This is a genomic window from Lysinibacillus sphaericus (assembly GCF_001629735.1).
In the GTDB taxonomy this organism is placed as follows: Bacteria; Bacillota; Bacilli; order Bacillales_A; family Planococcaceae; genus Lysinibacillus; species Lysinibacillus pinottii.
In genome coordinates, this window is sequence record NZ_CP015224.1 from 1,955,180 (window position 1) to 1,972,351 (window position 17,172).

Sequence of the window (17,172 nt, forward strand, 5' to 3'; positions counted from 1 at the left end):
TATGTATCAATCAATGTTAGAGGGTTTTCATCATGAAAAGTGTAGGATCCATCAGTATTTTACATGTAATCTTCTTATCCATGACCGTTATTGGCTTAAAAAATCATGTGACTATTATTCCTCCACTGCTAGATGCCGCCAAAAGAGATGGCTGGCTTTCTGTACTATTTTCTGGGGGTATACTTTTCTTTTGGTTATTTTTATTAGTTTACATCCAAAAAAAATCAAAACAAGAACCTATTCGAGACTGGCTCAACGAAAAAGTGGGAAAAGTCGCTTCTTCTATTGTCATCTATATTGTTGCCATTTTTTTATTGATTATCGCAGCTTTTACAATGGTAGAAACATTACAATGGGTAAATACCACGTTTTTACCACAGACACCGGTCCTAATATTACTGTTTGTTTATACCATTCTTTGCATTTTACTAGTGACAACTAGCTTACAAACCATTGTTATTGTCAATGTTTTTGTATTATTTGGCGTTGTCATCCTTGGCTTTTTTGTTGCCTTTACCAATATACAAGTAAAGGATTATAGTTTGTTGCGCCCCTTTTTTGAGCATGGTTTTCAGCCCATTCTACATGGTATGATTTTTCCTGCTTCAGGGTTTATAGAGCTATTATTGCTATTATTTTTACAGCATCAATTTAAAGAACGACTTCGGTGGTATCACTTCACAATTATACTGGCTATCTTAATTGGTCTTACATTAGGTCCATTAATTGGAGCCATTACTGAATTTGGGCCAAGTGAAGCAGCGAAACAACGTTATCCCGCTTATGAAGAATGGGGATTAGTGACCATCGGACGTTATATTGAGCATTTAGACTTCTTCTCTATTTACCAATGGCTAACAGGGACCTTCATTCGTGTAAGTTTCCTTTTATACATTGTGGTAGATTTATTAAAAATGACTGGTGATCCAAAGCGTATTTGGCAAATGCTAGCTCCACCCTTTTTCATCATTTGTTTACCGTTAATTATGTTAAATGAAAGCTTATTTTTAAAGGTAAAGGGACATTATATTTTAAGTGCTACTTTTATTTTTTTATTGGCATTATCTATTTTTTTCATTGTCGTTGCTTACTTATCGGATAAATCTCCTAAAAAGGGGAAAACTGAAAAACAAGACATGAAAAGTGGTGAATCATAATGTCTCAGCAGGAGCATGAGTTAGATTTAAATACAATAAAAAAACTATTTCAAAAATCCGCAGATATACAATTTCAGGAATATAGCTTTAATGAACAGAAGGTACAATTTATAACTTGTGATGCCATGATTGATCAACAAATGCTGAACGGCGTTATTATTCAGCGGATTCAGTATTTATATGATCAATTGGATGAAGTTTCTTTTGAGGAAAATATAGCGAGGCATCTCCATATTCCAAGCCTTCAAAAAATCCAAGATAAGGAACAGCTTATTTCATCAGTTTATAGTGGCTTCCTGTTGCTGTATTTTGAGGAAGCTAATCTTTTATATGCAAGCAATATCGCTAAAAAACCTAATCGTAAGCCGGAAGAAACGCGTATGGAGGTTCTTGTTAAAGGACCCAGAGATAACTTTATTGAAGATATCCGCGTCAATATTGCTTTAATTAGAAAACGATTACCGACCAATTCATTTTGTGTAGAAAAGGTGGAACTTGGAAAACGCTCAAAAACAACTGTGGCCATCTTATACTTTGAAGATATTGTAGATATGGATATTCTGCACGGTATTAAGAAACAGCTAGCTGCGGTCGATACGGATATCGTTTTTAGTGGTGATTTATTGATGGAACGTGTTAATAAAAATTCAAAGTTATTTCCAAAGTTCGATTATACTGGGCGACCCGATTATGCCGTCCAAGCATTAGCAAGGGGACGCTTTATTATTTTCGTAGATGGTGTCGCATATGGCATTATCACACCTGTAAATCTTTTCTTATTATTGAAATCTGCCGAAGATAATGAGTATCCGATCATTTTTAGTTCTGTAGAACGAGTACTACGGATAATCGGTATTCTTATAGGGTTGCTACTACCTGCCTTTTGGCTTGCTTTAACAACCTATCATCAAAATCAATTACCTTTACAATTACTAGCAACCGTTGTACAGGCCAAGGCTGGATTGCCTCTCCCTTCTTCACTTGAGATGCTCCTAATGCTTCTGATGTTTGAATTGTTCCGTGAAGCAGGGTTACGACTTCCTTCAGTTATTGGTGGAACCATCAGTGTTGTAGGTGGAATTATTATCGGAGATGCTGCAATTCGAGCAGGTGTAACAAGCCCCGAAATGATTGTTGTTATCGCCATCTCTACCATCGCTTCATTTACCTTGGTCAATCAATCACTTGTGACATCAGTCAGTATATTACGTATTGCTTTCATCCTAGCAAGCGCCTTTTTCGGATTATTTGGCTTTTTTGTTTCTTTATATTTGACACTTCTGTACTTGTGCAATATTCGAATTTACGGCTATTCTTACATGAACCTTGCGACAGATTTAAGGTGGTCCACCATCAAAAAATCTATTTTTCGCCTATCACCAAAAGGTTACGCGGAGCGTAATAAAGCCCTTGCACCTCAGGATTCAACCCGAACAGCCAATGGCCATCACGAAGAAAGTAGAGAGCAAGAAAATAACTAGCATCCCCTCAAATGTTGAGGAGATGCTAGTATTTTTGGCTACATCTTTTGTATGCTAACTTCAATCGTTTCTAAAATCGCTTCCCAATATCGCTTCATTTCTTCTCTCAATTGTTGATTGGAAAGATGTTCCTGATGGAAACTTATGGTCGTTTTATTACTTTCTTTAGAGAGGATTCGAATTTGTACGGTAGAAGGTCGTTGCCATCCCTCTTTTTGCCAAGTAAATCGAAGTTGCAGAAGTGGTTTGACAATCCGAATTTCTCCAGTTCCAGCCTTTGTATGATACTGACAACCAGGTACAAGAATTATATTTTCTCCTCCTCCAAACCATGCGTTCAAACCTTCCTCTGCTGTAATAATTGACCATGCTTGCTGTTGTGAGATTGGGAACGTTTTTCTAACCCCTACTTGATATCCAACGGTTTTGGTAAGTCCTATACTTCTTTGTCTATCCATGTCTTAACCCCCATCTATTAAACTGTCATTAACTATTCACTACTAATAGTTCCTCCCCTCTTCTAAAAAATCCTTGTACAATTTTATTTATTTGATAAGTATATGAAAGCAGAAAAAGGCAGAAATGCTATCACACATTTCTGCCTTTTGTTGAATTGATTAACTTTAAGTCATCTCTACATAATCATTTTGAATGCTTTGTTTGTTTTGTCCCTTACGGAATTGGATGTGATGGAGCTTAGCAAAAATACCATTATGAGCCACTAGCTCATCATAAGTACCATCTTCCTCAATACCTTTTGGCGTCACGACCATTACCCGATCTGCGTTCCTTATAGTTGCCAGGCGATGGGCAATAACTAAAGTAGTACGGTTTTCAGCTAGCTCTGATAAAGATTGCTGAATAATCATCTCTGTTTCTGTATCTAACGCAGAAGTCGCTTCATCTAAAATTAAAATTGGTGGGTTTTTCAGGAACATACGAGCAATGGCTAATCGTTGTTTTTGTCCACCGGATAATTTCAAGCCTCGTTCCCCAATTTGCGTATCATACCCCTCTGGTAGCTCTGCGATGAATGCTTCTAAATGGGCCTTTTTTGCCGCTTCGCGAATTTCTTCTTCACTGGCGTTTAGCTTTCCATAGGCAATATTCTCACGAATTGTCCCTGTAAATAAGAAGACATCCTGCTGTACAATACCAATTTGAGATCGTAAGGAAGCCTGGGTCATATTGCGAATATCGATGCCATCAATCGAAATAGCACCTTTTGAAACTTCATAGAAGCGAGGAATTAACGAACAAATGGTCGTTTTACCAGCACCCGATGGACCGACAAACGCAATGGTTTGTCCAGCCTTTACATCAAATGAAATATCTTTTAACACCTGTTTTGATGCATCGTAATTGAAGTGAACATTGTTGAAGGAAATATTACCATCTAAATGGTTAATAACCTTCGCATTTTCACGATCTTGAATTTCTGGTTCCTGCTCAATTAATTCACGGAATCGCTTGAAGCCAGCCATTCCCTTTGGATAAAGCTCTAATAAAGCACTAATCTTATCTATTGGTTTAATGAGTACATTGGTATATAAAACAAAGCTCACTAGCTCCCCGTAAGATAATTTCCCATTAAAGCTGAGCCAAGCGCCGACCACTAACACCATTAATGTAAGGAGGCGTGTCATCATGTAAATAGTCGAGTTAGTTCCTGCCATTATTTTATAGGCATATAATTTAGCCGCACGGAAAAATCCATTTTGCTCCTCAAAGCGTTTAATTTCAAAATCTTCATTTGTAAAGGATTTCACAACACGGACACCGGATACACTATCCTCTACACGTCCGTTAACATCAGCAATTTTGCCATACATCGTTTTCCAAGCATTGTTCATTTTTATATTACTAAATGTCACAAGCCATGTTAAAAATGGCACCATAATCGCTGCAATTAAAGCGAGTGTTGGATTCACATTAAACATAATGGCAAAGGCCCCAACAAAGGTCATAATGGCAATAAATAAATCCTCAGGTCCGTGATGGGCAAATTCCCCAATGTCAAATAAATCATTAGTAATGCGGCTCATTATATGACCTGTTTTAGTATTATCAAAGAATCGGAATGATTGCCTTTGTACATGCGTAAATAATTCCTGACGCATATCTGTCTCAATATTAGTCCCCAATTTATGACCTAAATAGTTCACGATAAAATTTAATAATGTACTTATTGCATACACTAGCAGCAATAATACACTTATTTTTACAATCATTCCCCAATCGCCGGTTGGTAATAATTCATCAATAAACCACTGAACGGCTAATGGAAAGGCAAGCTCTAAAATGGCTACAATGATTGCACTTGAAAAATCGATGACAAACAATCGTTTATGCGGTTTATAATAGGAAAAAAATTTTCTATACATGTTTGTCTCCTTTCTAAGTTGTAAAAATTTCGCCTATCTTTTAATAGTACCATTTGTGCAAACGTAACGGAAAAGTATTTTTTCTCCATAGCAGTATATTTTTATTTACTTTCAATTTTTCTCATGCTATGATTGGTGTAAGAATTGAATAGCTTTTGACTTTATTGTCAAAGGGGAGTAGCTAGCAGATGCGATCGAAGCATCTGATTCACATTCGTCATTACATGGTTTCGTACCATCGGGTGTGATGGCATAATTTGTCTCACAGAACAATACTTTCTGTGCAACGAACAGTAAATTGCTTAGCAAGACCTTTGCCTATTTTTTAGGCAGGGGTCTTTTTCTTTTGCTTAAAATTGGGAAGAATATGTTAGAAGCAACCATTCATTTCTGTTCAACAATTAAAGGAGGAAACAAATTTGGAGGCAATTATTTTAGAATACGCATGGGTACTCGTCGTATTAATTGTATTAGAAGGTTTGTTGGCAGCTGACAACGCAGTCGTAATGGCAGTTATGGTTAAGCATTTACCAAAAGCACAACAACAAAAAGCTTTATTATATGGATTAGTGGGGGCGTTTGTTTTCCGCTTCGCCGCATTATTCCTTATTACAACGCTCGTTAATTTCTGGCAGATCCAAGCAATAGGTGCTGCTTATCTATTGTTTATGTCTATTAAGCATATTTATGATTCACGGAAGGCATCCCAAAACTCCGAAGAAATCCAAGAGCCGAAGAAACAATCTGGCTTCTGGATGACAGTTGTAAAAGTGGAGCTTGCTGATATCGCGTTCGCGGTGGATTCTATCCTAGCTGCGGTTGCTATTGCCGTAACATTACCACATCTCGGTGATTTTGATATTGGTGGCATTAATGCAGGACAATTCGCCGTTATGTTCTTAGGTGGCCTTATTGGGGTCATCATGATGCGATTTGCGGCTCGTTGGTTCGTAAAAGTTCTTGATAAATTCCCTTCATTGGAAACGGCTGCCTTCCTAATCGTTGGTTGGGTTGGTGTGAAATTAGCCGTGCTAACATTGGCACATGAAAAACTAGGGGTTATTCCACATGAGTTCCCACATTCTACAATTTGGAAAGCGATATTCTGGATTGTCCTAGTAGCAATTGCCCTAGGTGGTTACTTAGTTGGGGTCAAAAATCAAAAGACTCAAGCACAATAGTGATGAAAAAAATCGCCACGACCTATGTCGAGGCGATTTTCTTCTTTACGGGTAAGATTTTATTTTATAGCCAGTCCCTCTCCTATACCACAAATCTACACATCTTTGCTACCTCACTAGTGGCCCTACCCAACTAACACTTGACTATACATACGACAAATAGGAAGAAGTATAAATTTTCTAATTGAGAACTAATATCAATTAAGTTTTGCACATTTTCCCATGAAATTTAAAATTTTTGTATGAAGAACTAATAACGCTGTATACTAGTGAAGAAGGTATTTACTGCAAAAGGAGGAAAACTTTTATGTTATCTGAAAAACTACACACAGCACTTAACGAACAAATGAATTTTGAATTTTACTCGGCTCATGCTTACATGGCAATGGCGGCTTATTGCACAGACCAGGATTACGATGGCTTCGCTAACTTCTTTTTAGTACAAGCCGAAGAAGAACGCTTCCATGCGATGAAGTTTTATAACTTCTTAAGTGATATGGGCTACCGTGCAACAATTCAAGGCTTTGAGAGCCCAGGCAATCATTTTGAATCGATTTTAGATGCCTTTAAAACAGCTCTTTCTCATGAAAAAGAAGTGACGCGCCGTATTTATAATTTATCAGATATCGCTTTAGATGAACGTGAGCATGCGACGATGGCGTTTTTAAAATGGTTCATCGATGAGCAAGTGGAGGAAGAATCTACATTTGATACATTAATTCGTAAAATCGAACGTATCGAAAACGACTCCAACGCTATCTTTATGCTAGATGCAGAATTAGCTACGCGTACATTTACGCCTGATGCACAGGCATAATATATGGGAAAATTTAGCTAAAAATAACAATGGCTACGAAGTTTCATCCAAGATACTTCGTAGCTTTTGTTATTTTAGGCATTAGATATACTAAAGCTATAGCTATTTTTTATAAGAAACATGTCTTTTCTTCTTTATGATGCATCGGGTTCTCGAACTTCTCCATCAAATGCAGCCCGATAAATAGCATAAATATCTTCTCGTTCTAATGGCATTGGACTTCGAGCTAAAATTCTTGTTTGCTTTGTTGCATCATCTGTTAATTGTTCTAAAGCTTCTTCTGGAATATCAAATCCCTTTAATGTGGAAGGAATATTCACATCTTGAACGAGCTGTTGTAAGGCATCCACACATTTATAGGAAGCCTCTTCTTGTGATAAGTAGGCAGATGATAAACCCATGGCATCTAAAATATCTTTCATTCGTTTTTCACAGCTTTGACGAATATACCCCATGACATAGGGTAATAGTACGGCGTTGGAATCGCCATGAGCTATATGAAATTGTCCTCCCAATGGATAGGCTAACGCATGAACACCGGCTACTCCAGCATTGAAGAAGGCTAATCCTGCTAAATAACTACCGTAGCTCATATCTGAACGCGCCTGCTTATTTTCCCCTTCCAGTACAGCTGTACGAATAGAGCCACTGATTAAGCGAATGGCCTGCAATGCAAGGGAATCTGTTACTTCATTGGCATTGACTGAAACATATGCCTCAATGGCATGTGTTAAAGCATCAACCCCCGTTGCAGCTGTTACCTTTGGTGGTAATGAAATCGTTAGCTCTGGGTCTACAATCGCACTGTCCGCCAATAAGTAGTCATGTGTCACAACGTCTTTTGTTGTGTCCAGGGACAGGACAGAAATATTTGTCACTTCTGAGCCTGTTCCAGATGTAGTTGGGATTAAAATTTTAGGTAATCCCTTTTGTTCAAGCGCCTCTGTGCCTGTTAAATTTAAATAATCCGCTACTTTCCCATCATGGACTGCTAAAACAGCAGCAAGCTTAGCTAAATCAAGAGCACTTCCTCCACCTAAACCGATGACAAGATCAAATTGATGTTTTCTAGTAAAATCAACTAGTTTTTCTCCAATAGCAAGTGGGGGCTCTGGGGCAATATCTGTATAAATGGTCGTCGCATATCCTTTTGAAAGCAAGGGCTGTTGAACTTTATCTGTTAGCCCTAATTCCTTTAAAAATGGGTCTGTGACAATTAAAATATTTGTAGCCTTCAATCTTTCTACTTCAGGCAGAAGCTGATTTAAACATCCCCAACCTGTATAGCTTACAGGCGTAAAGGTTAATTTATGCATGGCCTCTCTACTCCTATCTATTCATAATATCCTTCTGTCGATTTTCTAAATGATTTAAATTGGACAGGATCATGGCCAAACCAAACCTGTGAATTCGTTTCATTGGCAAGTCGGCGAATGCGTTCAACTGTTGAATTATAGCCAACCGAATCATAAATAATGCCTGGTGGCTTAACAGGTGGACCAAAGCTTTCTGCTGTGTAGATGGCATCTGACGCTAAAATAATTCCACCTGATTCTGGCATCTGAATATGCAGACCAAGCATCCCCCAAGCATGTCCACTACCAAAATTTAATACTTGAATACCTTCTGCCAGCTTCACATTATCTTCACCACGTTTAATAAGACGCCATTGTAGATTATTTTTAATCCACATATCAATGTCTCCCCAAATATAGGCACCGTCTTTGACATTTCTTGCATATGTTTGTAATGTGCCGTTAAACTCATCTTCTTGCACAATGATCGTCGCATTCGTAAATAATTCTAAGCAGCCTGCATGGTCGAGATGCAAGTGGGATGCCACAACAAATTTGATATCTTCAGGGCGAACGTTTAATTCTTCTAATCGATGATGTAAATAGCATTCTTCTGGCATATTAATAGGGAACGCTTTTTGTGTAAATTCCCCCCAACGTCCATCGGGCCCCATAGCATTTGGATTACACGCCGTATCAAATAAAATTTTGCCCTCTGGATGATCGATAAGTACTGTGTAAACAGGGAATTCTACAAATTCATTTGGTTGATTTGGATGATCGATTGTTGCTGGATTGTGCATGGCAATCATATAATTCTTATCCATTCGCATCGTACCGTTGTCCATTACATACAATTTTGGGTGTTGTTTGATCATTTTCATGTTTCCCATCTCCATTCGTGATTATTGGTTATTCCAAATAATGAGCTTCATTTCTGTCATTTCTTCCATTGCATATTTAATGCCTTCACGACCTGTGCCACTTTCTTTCACGCCACCATACGGCATATGATCTACACGGTAAGTTGGCACGTCATTAATAAGGACGCCTCCTACCTGTAATGCTCTGGACGCTTTAAAAGCTGTCTCAATCGATGGTGTAAAAATACCAGCCTGTAGTCCATAATGAGAATCATTAATAGCTTCTATTGCCTCCTCAATAGTAGCTACTGCATTCACAATAACAACTGGTGCAAAAATTTCCTCACAGGATACCTTGCTATATGACGAAACATTCGATAACACTGTTGGCATTAAAACCTGATTGTCAATATAACCACCAGCAATGATTTTAGCCCCTTCAGCAACCGCTTCTTCAATCCACTCATGAGCTCGTTGTTGTTCATCTGCTGAAATCATCATGGCTACATCGGTTGTTTTATCAAGAGGATCGCCGATGACTAGCTGTGCTACTTTAGCGCTGAGCTTGTCTAAAAACTCATTTACCATACTTTCCATTACATATATTCGCTGCAACGAAATGCATACCTGACCCTGATTTGAAAATGCTCCCATAATCATTCGGTCCATAATCTGATCAAGTTGAACGCCTTCGTCAACAATCACCCCTGCATTTGAGCCTAATTCTAACGTAACCTTTTTTAAACCTGCTCGGTTTCGTAATGAAATCCCTACGGCAGGGCTTCCCGTAAACGTTATCATTTTCACATGAGGATGTGCTAAAAATACATCTCCTACCAATTTTCCCTGCCCGGTCACTAGATTAAAAGCTCCAGCCGGTAAATTAGTTTGTGCTAATAATTTTGCTAGAAAATGAGCAGATAAAGCCGTTTGAGTAGCTGGCTTTAGCACAATTGTATTGCCCGCCGCTAAAGCAGGACCTACTTTATGCGCAACTAAATTTTGTGGAAAATTAAACGGTGTAATTGCTGCAATTACGCCGATAGGCTCTCGTATTGTATAGCCAAAGCGCCCTTCCCCATTTTTAGAAGCGTCCATCGGAATCATTTCGCCCGATAATCGTTTGGCTTCCTCTGCGGCAAATTTATAGGTTTCAATGGTGCGGTCAATTTCAGCGTAGGCATACTTGAGCGGTTTTGCAGATTCTAGTGAAATAATACTAGCTGCCTCTTCTCGGTTTTCCAAAAATAGTGTGGATAAATGCTCCAAAATTTCTGCTCGTTGAAAAGCAGTTAAGGAAGCCATGCTCTTCGCTGCTGCCTGTGCACTTGCAATGGCCTCCTGTACATCTTGTTCAGTGGCCATTGCAAAATGTGCAATCACCTCTTGTGAATGCGGGGCTTGAACCTCCATATAATCTGCCGTCATCTTCCATTCTCCATGAATCCATAAGCCCCTTTTCAAGACTTATCTCACTCCTTTCGTTATGGTTACGTATTCATTTCTGAAAATAAAGAAATGAATACGTAACCATTTTAGTGTAAAAAATAAACTGATGTTAAAAATCAGTTCATTTTTTACACGTTGTATTTCTTGGGAAAAGTTTAACAGACTCTGTTTGCTGAATGCAAGTACTTTTTTTCTCCATGACCTCAAATAATTTTTCAATCGCTAAAAACCCCAGGTTTTCTTCTGTTGATATCCCAACTGTTGTTAAAGCAATGGAATGATGTTTACTGAGTTCCACATTATCAATACCAATTACATTGAAATCCCTAGGAACCTGAAAGCCTCTTTCTAAACAAAGGTTCAAAATTTCTATAGCGATGGCATCTGTTGCTGCACAAATTGCTGTAGGTTTTCTGTCTAGTTTTAACAGTTCCTCAAAAGTCTTTTCGATATCTTCCTTATTCGTATTGGTAAAAAATGTAGGTACGGATTTAGCTTTTATTCCATGATCCTTTAATGCCTTTTCAAATCCTTGGTATCGTCCAAAAAATGTACTCATTTGATGGGGACCACCAATCCAGCATAATGATTGATGCCCTAAAGACAAAATATAATTGGCCGCAAGATATCCTGCTTGCACATTATCAATTTCTACAAAATGTCTATTTTCTTGATGCTTACGATTAAACATAATAAAAGGGATTTCGAGTTTTTCTAATTTAAAAAATAAATCGTCTTGATAAAGCATGGAAGACAATATAATGGCATCCGCCTTCGTTTCTAAAACTGCATTATAGATTGAGTGTAAATTATCTTCTGTACCAAAATAAACATTAACTTTATAGCCACGGGCGTTGACATAATTAACGATAGCTGTCGTCGTATCCACAAAAAAAGGATTGTGTAAAGGACCTGATATTAATGTGATAATGCCTGTCTTTTTCTGAACAAGCGATCTAGCTATATCATTTGGAATATAATTTAGGTCCTCAATCGCTTTCATCACTTTTTCAACTGTTTTTGGCTTTACCAGCTCTGGTGTATTCAACACTCTTGACACGGTTGTTTGAGATACACCAGCATGCTTTGCCACATCTTTTGAAGAGACCAAAAAAACCACCCACTTCGTTTTTGTAAAGCTATATTATACCATATATGTCTACTAGTTATAGGGAGTTCGGGGGTCACTTTCTCTCATAAGGCTTTGCCGCCTCACTTGCTTTGAAATTATAGACAGGTTTAATCACCTTAATAATATCTACTGTTTCTCCAATGACAGATGTTATTTCTGCCATAGGCTTATAGGCCATTGGTGCCTCATCTAATGTTTCTTCATTGACTGACGTTGTCCAAATCCCCTGCATCGTCTCTTTAAAATCTTCCATATTCAATGCTTTTTTAGCAGCACGACGTGAGTACATACGTCCTGCTCCATGTGGTTCTGAATGATTCCAATCAGCATTGCCCTTCCCTATACAAATAAGTGATCCATCTCGCATATTCATAGGAATGACAAGCATTTCTCCTTTATTGGCACGGACAGCTCCCTTACGTAGCGTCATTGTCTCCGTCTCAATATAGTTATGAATCGTATCAAATGTATCTATCAGCTGCCAATCCATATGTTTTGCAATGGTTTCAGCAATCGTCCAACGATTCATTTGCGCAAATTGCTGCGCGATTTTCATATCATGAATGTAGTCATGGAAATATTCGCCCTCTAAATAAGCTAACTCTTTCGGAACCGCAGGATGTTTCTTTTTATAGGCTTGGATCATCGCTTGAATTTCCTTTTCTCGCCCCTGTTGTTTAAAGTCCTCTATTTTTCCAGTCAAATCTTGCTGACGCAAATTTTCATAGGCCCTTTTTTGATGCCAGCTTGCTACTTTTGCCCCTACATAACGTGAACCAGTATGAATCAGTAAATAGTACTGATTCTCCTCATCCTTAGCCAATTCAATAAAATGATTGCCTCCACCAAGTGTCCCTAATGATAGATTCGTATACTCATCCTTTAGGCCAGTTGCTTTGAACTGTTTACCTTCAAACGCTAAAAAATGTCGATCAGGCGATAGTTCCTTATGAACCTCTTGACCACTCGGTACATACGTTCGAATGATAGCATCGAGTTTCTCATAATTAACCGTCGTTACATCTAATTGCGCTACAAATACACCACATCCCACATCCACACCGACCAGATTTGGTACAACCCGCTCCTGTAGGTGAATGGTCGTGCCAATAACACAGCCCTTCCCTGCATGATAATCAGGCATAATACGTACCTTTGTGCCTGTCATAAACGCCTGATTTGTCAATTCTTGAATTTGGTCGATGGCGGATGGTAATGCTGTTTCAGCATAAATTTTAGCCTCCGTGTAACGTCCCTTAATTTCAATCATGATTATCCCTCCCTACCATTTATACGTACAAATGGAATGATATGTTTCATTCCATAAAAAAACGCCCTAAAAGATTCATTCTTTTAGAACGTTTTGTGAAGTTAGTCTGCATATTGTATGGCTAGTTTATTTGGTATTACTGGAATATCGTTCGATTTCACATCTTCTTCTTGTAAGGATAGCATTTGCTGCGGATACATTTCCTCGACATCAAAAGGAATAGCAATACTTTCCATTTTATTATTCATTTGACTACGTGCCAGTAAGCCATTCTTTGAAAGATCAATGCTAAGAATAGCCTCCACAGTTTCTTCAAGCATTTCAAGATCCTTTGTTTTCAATGGCATCTGTTCCTGTATTAAGAAGGGTTGAAGATGTTCCTTAATATAACCCTGTGCTTCAATTAAACATGAAAATTCATTTAGTTTATCAGCATAACGCTTTAATTGTCGCTTCTCTTTGGCTCGTTGTTGATTTAGTTCAAGCACTTTTTGTTCAATACGACTCATACGCTCCTTTACTAAATTGACTAAGTAAGGCTGAATGTCTCGAACTGCTTGTAACATCGAAGCTTCTGCTTGTAATACTTTATCGTATTGAGCGACACAAACCACTTGTTGGTCATTTAATTTTTGCACACGCTCTTTAAAAAATTCATTTTGGTTATGCTGACCAAAAATAGCTTTCATAAGCCCTTTACCATGAATTTTTTTATGCTGTGCATCTAAACGCTCATATTCTCGTGAATATTCACTGTGCATATTACGATACTCTCGTAACATTTGTTGATAGTAAACAGCGATTTCGGTAAATGTCTCTACCTTATCATCTTGTAAATAATCATGTTGTGAGATGGTTTGTAATAGCTGGTAAAGGGTTTGAACATGTTTAAACGTATTTGCCACCTGCTCATATTCTTGCTCATATTCCTTAACTATTGCTAAGTCACGCTGATAGCGAGAAAACTCAAATTGGGTATCGCCTGCATATTTTTCAATATTCTCAACAGCAGATTGAAATGGGTCACGTCGTGGAATAACAGTTAATTCGAAGCGGAACCGTTCAAGCCATTGCAAGAAACGAATTAAAATGGCATAGGTTTTTTTTTCACTATTTTCGGCCACACGATGTATGTGGGCTATTAAATGGTCATATTGACTTTTTTGCCAAAGCTCAAGGTTGTCCGTTTGCTTAGCTACCAGGGCATTTGTTGCGGAAATAGCTATAAAATCACTCATCAAATGGCCAATACGTTGTTGTTCTGAAATGATAAATGCATCTGCATGCTCATCAGCATCAATTCCATTGATGACACATAAAGGTACCACTCCTTTATGATTTAACGCATCCATTAATAAAAGCTCAGCATCTATTGCCCTAGAGCCGGCACGTAAAACCCAGAAAATTTCATCTACACGGTTCATAAGTGCTTCAGAGAAATAGGCCATTTCACCTCCCCCTGCTTCTAAGGAAACAGAGTCAATGATCGTCACAGATTTTAATAAATCATTTTTCAAATATACTTCTAGGTAATCCAAATGTTCACGTAAAATCTGAGAAGCAAACGTATCACCTGTTGTCAGTAGCTCTAATTTGCTAAGATCAAATATGGCTACAACACCATCTAAAAAATAGGCTTTAATCTCCTCTTGTTCGCCATATCGAATAAATGTATTGACACCTGTCGGATGTCGATCATTTACAGATAGTACCTCACGTCCTAGTAATCCGTTAACTAGTGTTGTTTTGCCTACTCGTTCTTTTCCGACGATTAAAATCATCGTTTGGTTATTTGCATCTTGAATAATACGGTTTAAATGTTTAGCTGTATCTTTCACATATGTATTTTGGACAATAATACCGTACAATTGTCGCAGTTGATCAACAAATTGTGGCAATATATTATTCGCTGAGGTTGTATATTCGATTGGCGTATGGTCAATGTTCGTCATCCTCAAAACCTCTTTTCGTATGCATCTATAAGACCATTATAAATGAAACTAATGCTTTACTAATATATAGATCAACGAAAAGAGGACAATATACTTATGCATTTATAAGGCAAATAGGAATTCATCCTTATATCACTACAATGTTCATTTCACATTTCATTCACAATTCAGACTAAAAGAAATAGCCCATTTGATGAATTTTACTAAAATTGCCATCAAAATTATGCTTTATTACAGCTATCCAGTTCTCCCTTATTCCTATAGGCATACTATTCACCTAGACCCGCCATACGCGCGTATACTTCCCCAAGTGTAGGCATCCCTCCTTGTGCACTAAACTTTTCAACAGACAATGAGGCAGCAAGATTAGCAAAGTACACTGCCTCATCCAATGATTGACCCTCTACTAAGGCATGAGCTAGTGCACCGTTAAAGGTATCACCTGCACCTGTTGTATCCACAGCTGTCGTCATATAGCCTGGGATATGACTGGGAAATGTACCATCAAAATAACGCGCACCATCACTACCTAGCGTTATAATAAGCTTATTAGGATACTTTTCTAGTAGCTGATCGACGGGCTCATTAAAAATTTCTGCACATTCTGTTTCATTTGGTGTTAAATAGGCGATATCCTTCATCCACTGTTTATCAAAATTTGCTGCTGGTGCAGGATTTAACAATACTGGCACTCCTGCTTCTTTACAAAGTTGAATGGCATATGATGTTGTTTCTTTTGGAATTTCCAGTTGAATGATCACCATTTGGCTTTTTTGTATCAGCTCTTTTGATGCCTCTATATGTGAAGGTGCTAATTCATAGTTTGCACCAGGCACTACTACTATACGATTATCTTGATTGTAAATAAGAATATTAGCAATGCCTGTTGGAGCTGTAGCACTATGAACAATGGCTTCTGTGTTTACTCGCTCTTGCTGCAAACCCGCACATAATGTTTCACCAAAACTATCCTGACCGACGCAGCCAATCATCGCCACGTCACTTCCCAGTCGAGAAGCAGCCACTGCCTGATTTGCCCCCTTTCCTCCTGGAACTGTTTGAAATGCATGACCGAGAATGGTTTCTCCTTGCTTTGGAAAAGCATTCATTTGTACAACTAAATCCATATTTAGACTTCCTATAACTGTAATCATTGATTTCCCTACCTTCCTTCTAAGCTCTATTTTAATGGAGAACCAAGGTCAGGGACAGGGTATGTTAAAGGCCTTTTTAAAGTTTTCCTAACAATCCTTTTCTAGCCTCATGTTCAATTCTACTATCACAATCCTCGCAGGAGAATTTTCCTTTCATATTCCTTTTATACAAGGTATATTTCCTTGTCCCTTCCACAACCTCAAACGTCTTTTTACAAAAAATACAGGAAACTGAATAAGTTATCATTATCTATTCTCCTTTCAAATAACTTGCTACTTCCACATTATCAAAATATACCATTTATTCACAATATTTATATTCAGAATATTCTTGTTAAATTTACTGTTATTCACATTCTATCCATAAATGCCAGGATGGATATTTGCTAACGCATAAAAAAACTGAAGACAACGCTCAGTTTGTCTTCAGTCTACAAAAATATATTAATAGGCTACCCGCTTCTCTTCATATGCAGCAATATGGTCTTCGTATTTAAACGTTAAGGCAATTTCATCCCAACCATTTAGCAAGGTTTCCTTATAGTACGGATCTATTGTGAAATGATAGACTGTCCCATCACCATCAGACACCGTTTGTGCCGTAAGATTCACTTCCACTGCATATGGATTTGCTTTACCCTTGGCTAGGATTTCATCACATTCCGCTTCTGTTAGCTTAATAGGAAGAATGCCATTTTTAAAGCAGTTATTATGGAAAATATCTGCAAAGGAAGGCGCAATGACAACATTAAATCCATAATCCAAAATGGCCCATGGTGCGTGCTCTCGCGAAGAACCACAGCCGAAATTATCCTGTGCCACTAGAATTTTTGACTCTTTAAACTCTGGTTTATTTAATACAAAGTCTTTTATTTCATTACCATCTGCATCAAAGCGCCAGTGATAAAATAAAAACTGTCCAAAACCTGTGCGCTCAATACGCTTTAAAAACTCTTTTGAAATAATTTGGTCGGTATCAACATTTTTGCGATCAAGTGGTGTAATGACACTATTTACGATATTAATTGGTTCCATTT

General features: G+C 37.9%; 14 protein-coding genes. 4 read left to right on the top strand and 10 right to left on the bottom strand.

Annotated features, from left to right (window positions below; all coding sequences use genetic code 11):
- The first annotated feature begins 32 nt into the window (after nt 1-32).
- Together A2J09_RS09520 and A2J09_RS09525 are read left to right on the top strand one after the other, a co-directional pair.
- Nucleotides 33-1,157, top strand: coding sequence for an endospore germination permease (locus A2J09_RS09520; RefSeq protein ID WP_012294927.1), 1,125 nt, complete (start codon nt 33-35; stop codon nt 1,155-1,157).
- Nucleotides 1,157-2,638 (top strand): spore germination protein, encoded by a 1,482-nt coding sequence (locus A2J09_RS09525; RefSeq protein WP_012294928.1) that lies wholly within the window; start codon nt 1,157-1,159, stop codon nt 2,636-2,638. Before A2J09_RS09520 ends, A2J09_RS09525 begins: the two co-directional genes overlap by 1 nt.
- Nucleotides 2,639-2,676: 38 nt before the next feature.
- Here the strand turns inward: A2J09_RS09525 and A2J09_RS09530 are convergent, their stop codons facing one another.
- Both A2J09_RS09530 and A2J09_RS09535 read right to left on the bottom strand, forming a co-directional pair.
- Complete coding sequence (locus A2J09_RS09530; protein ID WP_036162022.1) at nt 2,677-3,096, bottom strand: SRPBCC family protein; 420 nt, start codon at nt 3,094-3,096, stop codon at nt 2,677-2,679.
- A 165-nt stretch (nt 3,097-3,261) separates the two neighbouring features.
- Entirely contained in the window at nt 3,262-5,022 is a 1,761-nt protein-coding gene (locus A2J09_RS09535; RefSeq protein ID WP_036162023.1) for an ABC transporter ATP-binding protein, read from the bottom strand.
- Between the two features lie 419 nt (nt 5,023-5,441).
- Between A2J09_RS09535 and A2J09_RS09540 the strand changes: the two genes are divergently transcribed.
- Together A2J09_RS09540 and A2J09_RS09545 are read left to right on the top strand one after the other, a co-directional pair.
- On the top strand, nt 5,442-6,203 hold the full coding sequence (locus tag A2J09_RS09540) for a TerC family protein (RefSeq protein ID WP_031416224.1): 762 nt from the start codon (nt 5,442-5,444) through the stop codon (nt 6,201-6,203).
- 307 nt (nt 6,204-6,510) lie between these two features.
- On the top strand, nt 6,511-7,020 hold the full coding sequence (locus A2J09_RS09545) for a ferritin (protein WP_031416225.1): 510 nt from the start codon (nt 6,511-6,513) through the stop codon (nt 7,018-7,020).
- Nucleotides 7,021-7,154: 134 nt separating this feature from the next.
- Here A2J09_RS09545 and A2J09_RS09550 read toward each other — a convergent pair whose 3' ends face one another.
- The 8 genes from A2J09_RS09550 to leuD all read right to left on the bottom strand — a co-directional run bounded on the left by A2J09_RS09550 (nt 7,155) and on the right by leuD (nt 17,170).
- Nucleotides 7,155-8,336 carry an iron-containing alcohol dehydrogenase gene (locus A2J09_RS09550; RefSeq protein ID WP_036162024.1) on the bottom strand — a complete coding sequence of 394 codons (1,182 nt, stop codon included), beginning with the start codon at nt 8,334-8,336 and terminating at the stop codon, nt 7,155-7,157.
- 17 nt (nt 8,337-8,353) lie between these two features.
- Nucleotides 8,354-9,199 (bottom strand): AhlS family quorum-quenching N-acyl homoserine lactonase, encoded by an 846-nt coding sequence (gene ahlS, locus A2J09_RS09555; protein WP_373561624.1) that lies wholly within the window; start codon nt 9,197-9,199, stop codon nt 8,354-8,356.
- 21 nt (nt 9,200-9,220) lie between these two features.
- Nucleotides 9,221-10,642 (bottom strand): aldehyde dehydrogenase family protein, encoded by a 1,422-nt coding sequence (locus A2J09_RS09560; RefSeq protein WP_012294934.1) that lies wholly within the window; start codon nt 10,640-10,642, stop codon nt 9,221-9,223.
- Nucleotides 10,643-10,748: 106 nt separating this feature from the next.
- The gene (locus A2J09_RS09565; protein WP_012294935.1) at nt 10,749-11,747 is read right to left on the bottom strand and encodes a LacI family DNA-binding transcriptional regulator; all 999 of its coding nucleotides are present in this window, start codon (nt 11,745-11,747) and stop codon (nt 10,749-10,751) included.
- A gap of 64 nt (nt 11,748-11,811) precedes the next feature.
- Nucleotides 11,812-13,029 carry an RtcB family protein gene (locus A2J09_RS09570; protein ID WP_036162025.1) on the bottom strand — a complete coding sequence of 406 codons (1,218 nt, stop codon included), beginning with the start codon at nt 13,027-13,029 and terminating at the stop codon, nt 11,812-11,814.
- A 101-nt stretch (nt 13,030-13,130) separates the two neighbouring features.
- Complete coding sequence (locus tag A2J09_RS09575; RefSeq protein WP_012294937.1) at nt 13,131-14,981, bottom strand: dynamin family protein; 1,851 nt, start codon at nt 14,979-14,981, stop codon at nt 13,131-13,133.
- Nucleotides 14,982-15,250: 269 nt separating this feature from the next.
- Nucleotides 15,251-16,135 carry a ribokinase gene (rbsK, locus tag A2J09_RS09580; protein ID WP_036162027.1) on the bottom strand — a complete coding sequence of 295 codons (885 nt, stop codon included), beginning with the start codon at nt 16,133-16,135 and terminating at the stop codon, nt 15,251-15,253.
- Nucleotides 16,136-16,579: 444 nt separating this feature from the next.
- Nucleotides 16,580-17,170, bottom strand: a complete 591-nt coding sequence (gene leuD, locus A2J09_RS09585) for a 3-isopropylmalate dehydratase small subunit (RefSeq protein ID WP_036162029.1) — start codon at nt 17,168-17,170, stop codon at nt 16,580-16,582.
- Nucleotides 17,171-17,172 lie beyond the last annotated feature (2 nt).

What these genes read in the sequence shown, in the direction of transcription:
- A2J09_RS09575 (WP_012294937.1), bottom strand. Translation starts at nt 14,981, where the DNA reads ATGACGAACATTGACCATACGCCAATCGAATATACAACCTCAGCGAAT.
- rbsK (WP_036162027.1), bottom strand. Translation starts at nt 16,135, where the DNA reads ATGATTACAGTTATAGGAAGTCTAAATATGGATTTAGTTGTACAAATG.
- ahlS (WP_373561624.1), bottom strand. Translation starts at nt 9,199, where the DNA reads ATGAAAATGATCAAACAACACCCAAAATTGTATGTAATGGACAACGGT.
- A2J09_RS09535 (WP_036162023.1), bottom strand. Translation starts at nt 5,022, where the DNA reads ATGTATAGAAAATTTTTTTCCTATTATAAACCGCATAAACGATTGTTT.
- A2J09_RS09550 (WP_036162024.1), bottom strand. Translation starts at nt 8,336, where the DNA reads ATGCATAAATTAACCTTTACGCCTGTAAGCTATACAGGTTGGGGATGT.
- A2J09_RS09545 (WP_031416225.1), top strand. Translation starts at nt 6,511, where the DNA reads ATGTTATCTGAAAAACTACACACAGCACTTAACGAACAAATGAATTTT.
- A2J09_RS09525 (WP_012294928.1), top strand. Translation starts at nt 1,157, where the DNA reads ATGTCTCAGCAGGAGCATGAGTTAGATTTAAATACAATAAAAAAACTA.
- A2J09_RS09570 (WP_036162025.1), bottom strand. Translation starts at nt 13,029, where the DNA reads ATGATTGAAATTAAGGGACGTTACACGGAGGCTAAAATTTATGCTGAA.
- A2J09_RS09530 (WP_036162022.1), bottom strand. Translation starts at nt 3,096, where the DNA reads ATGGATAGACAAAGAAGTATAGGACTTACCAAAACCGTTGGATATCAA.
- leuD (WP_036162029.1), bottom strand. Translation starts at nt 17,170, where the DNA reads ATGGAACCAATTAATATCGTAAATAGTGTCATTACACCACTTGATCGC.
- A2J09_RS09520 (WP_012294927.1), top strand. Translation starts at nt 33, where the DNA reads ATGAAAAGTGTAGGATCCATCAGTATTTTACATGTAATCTTCTTATCC.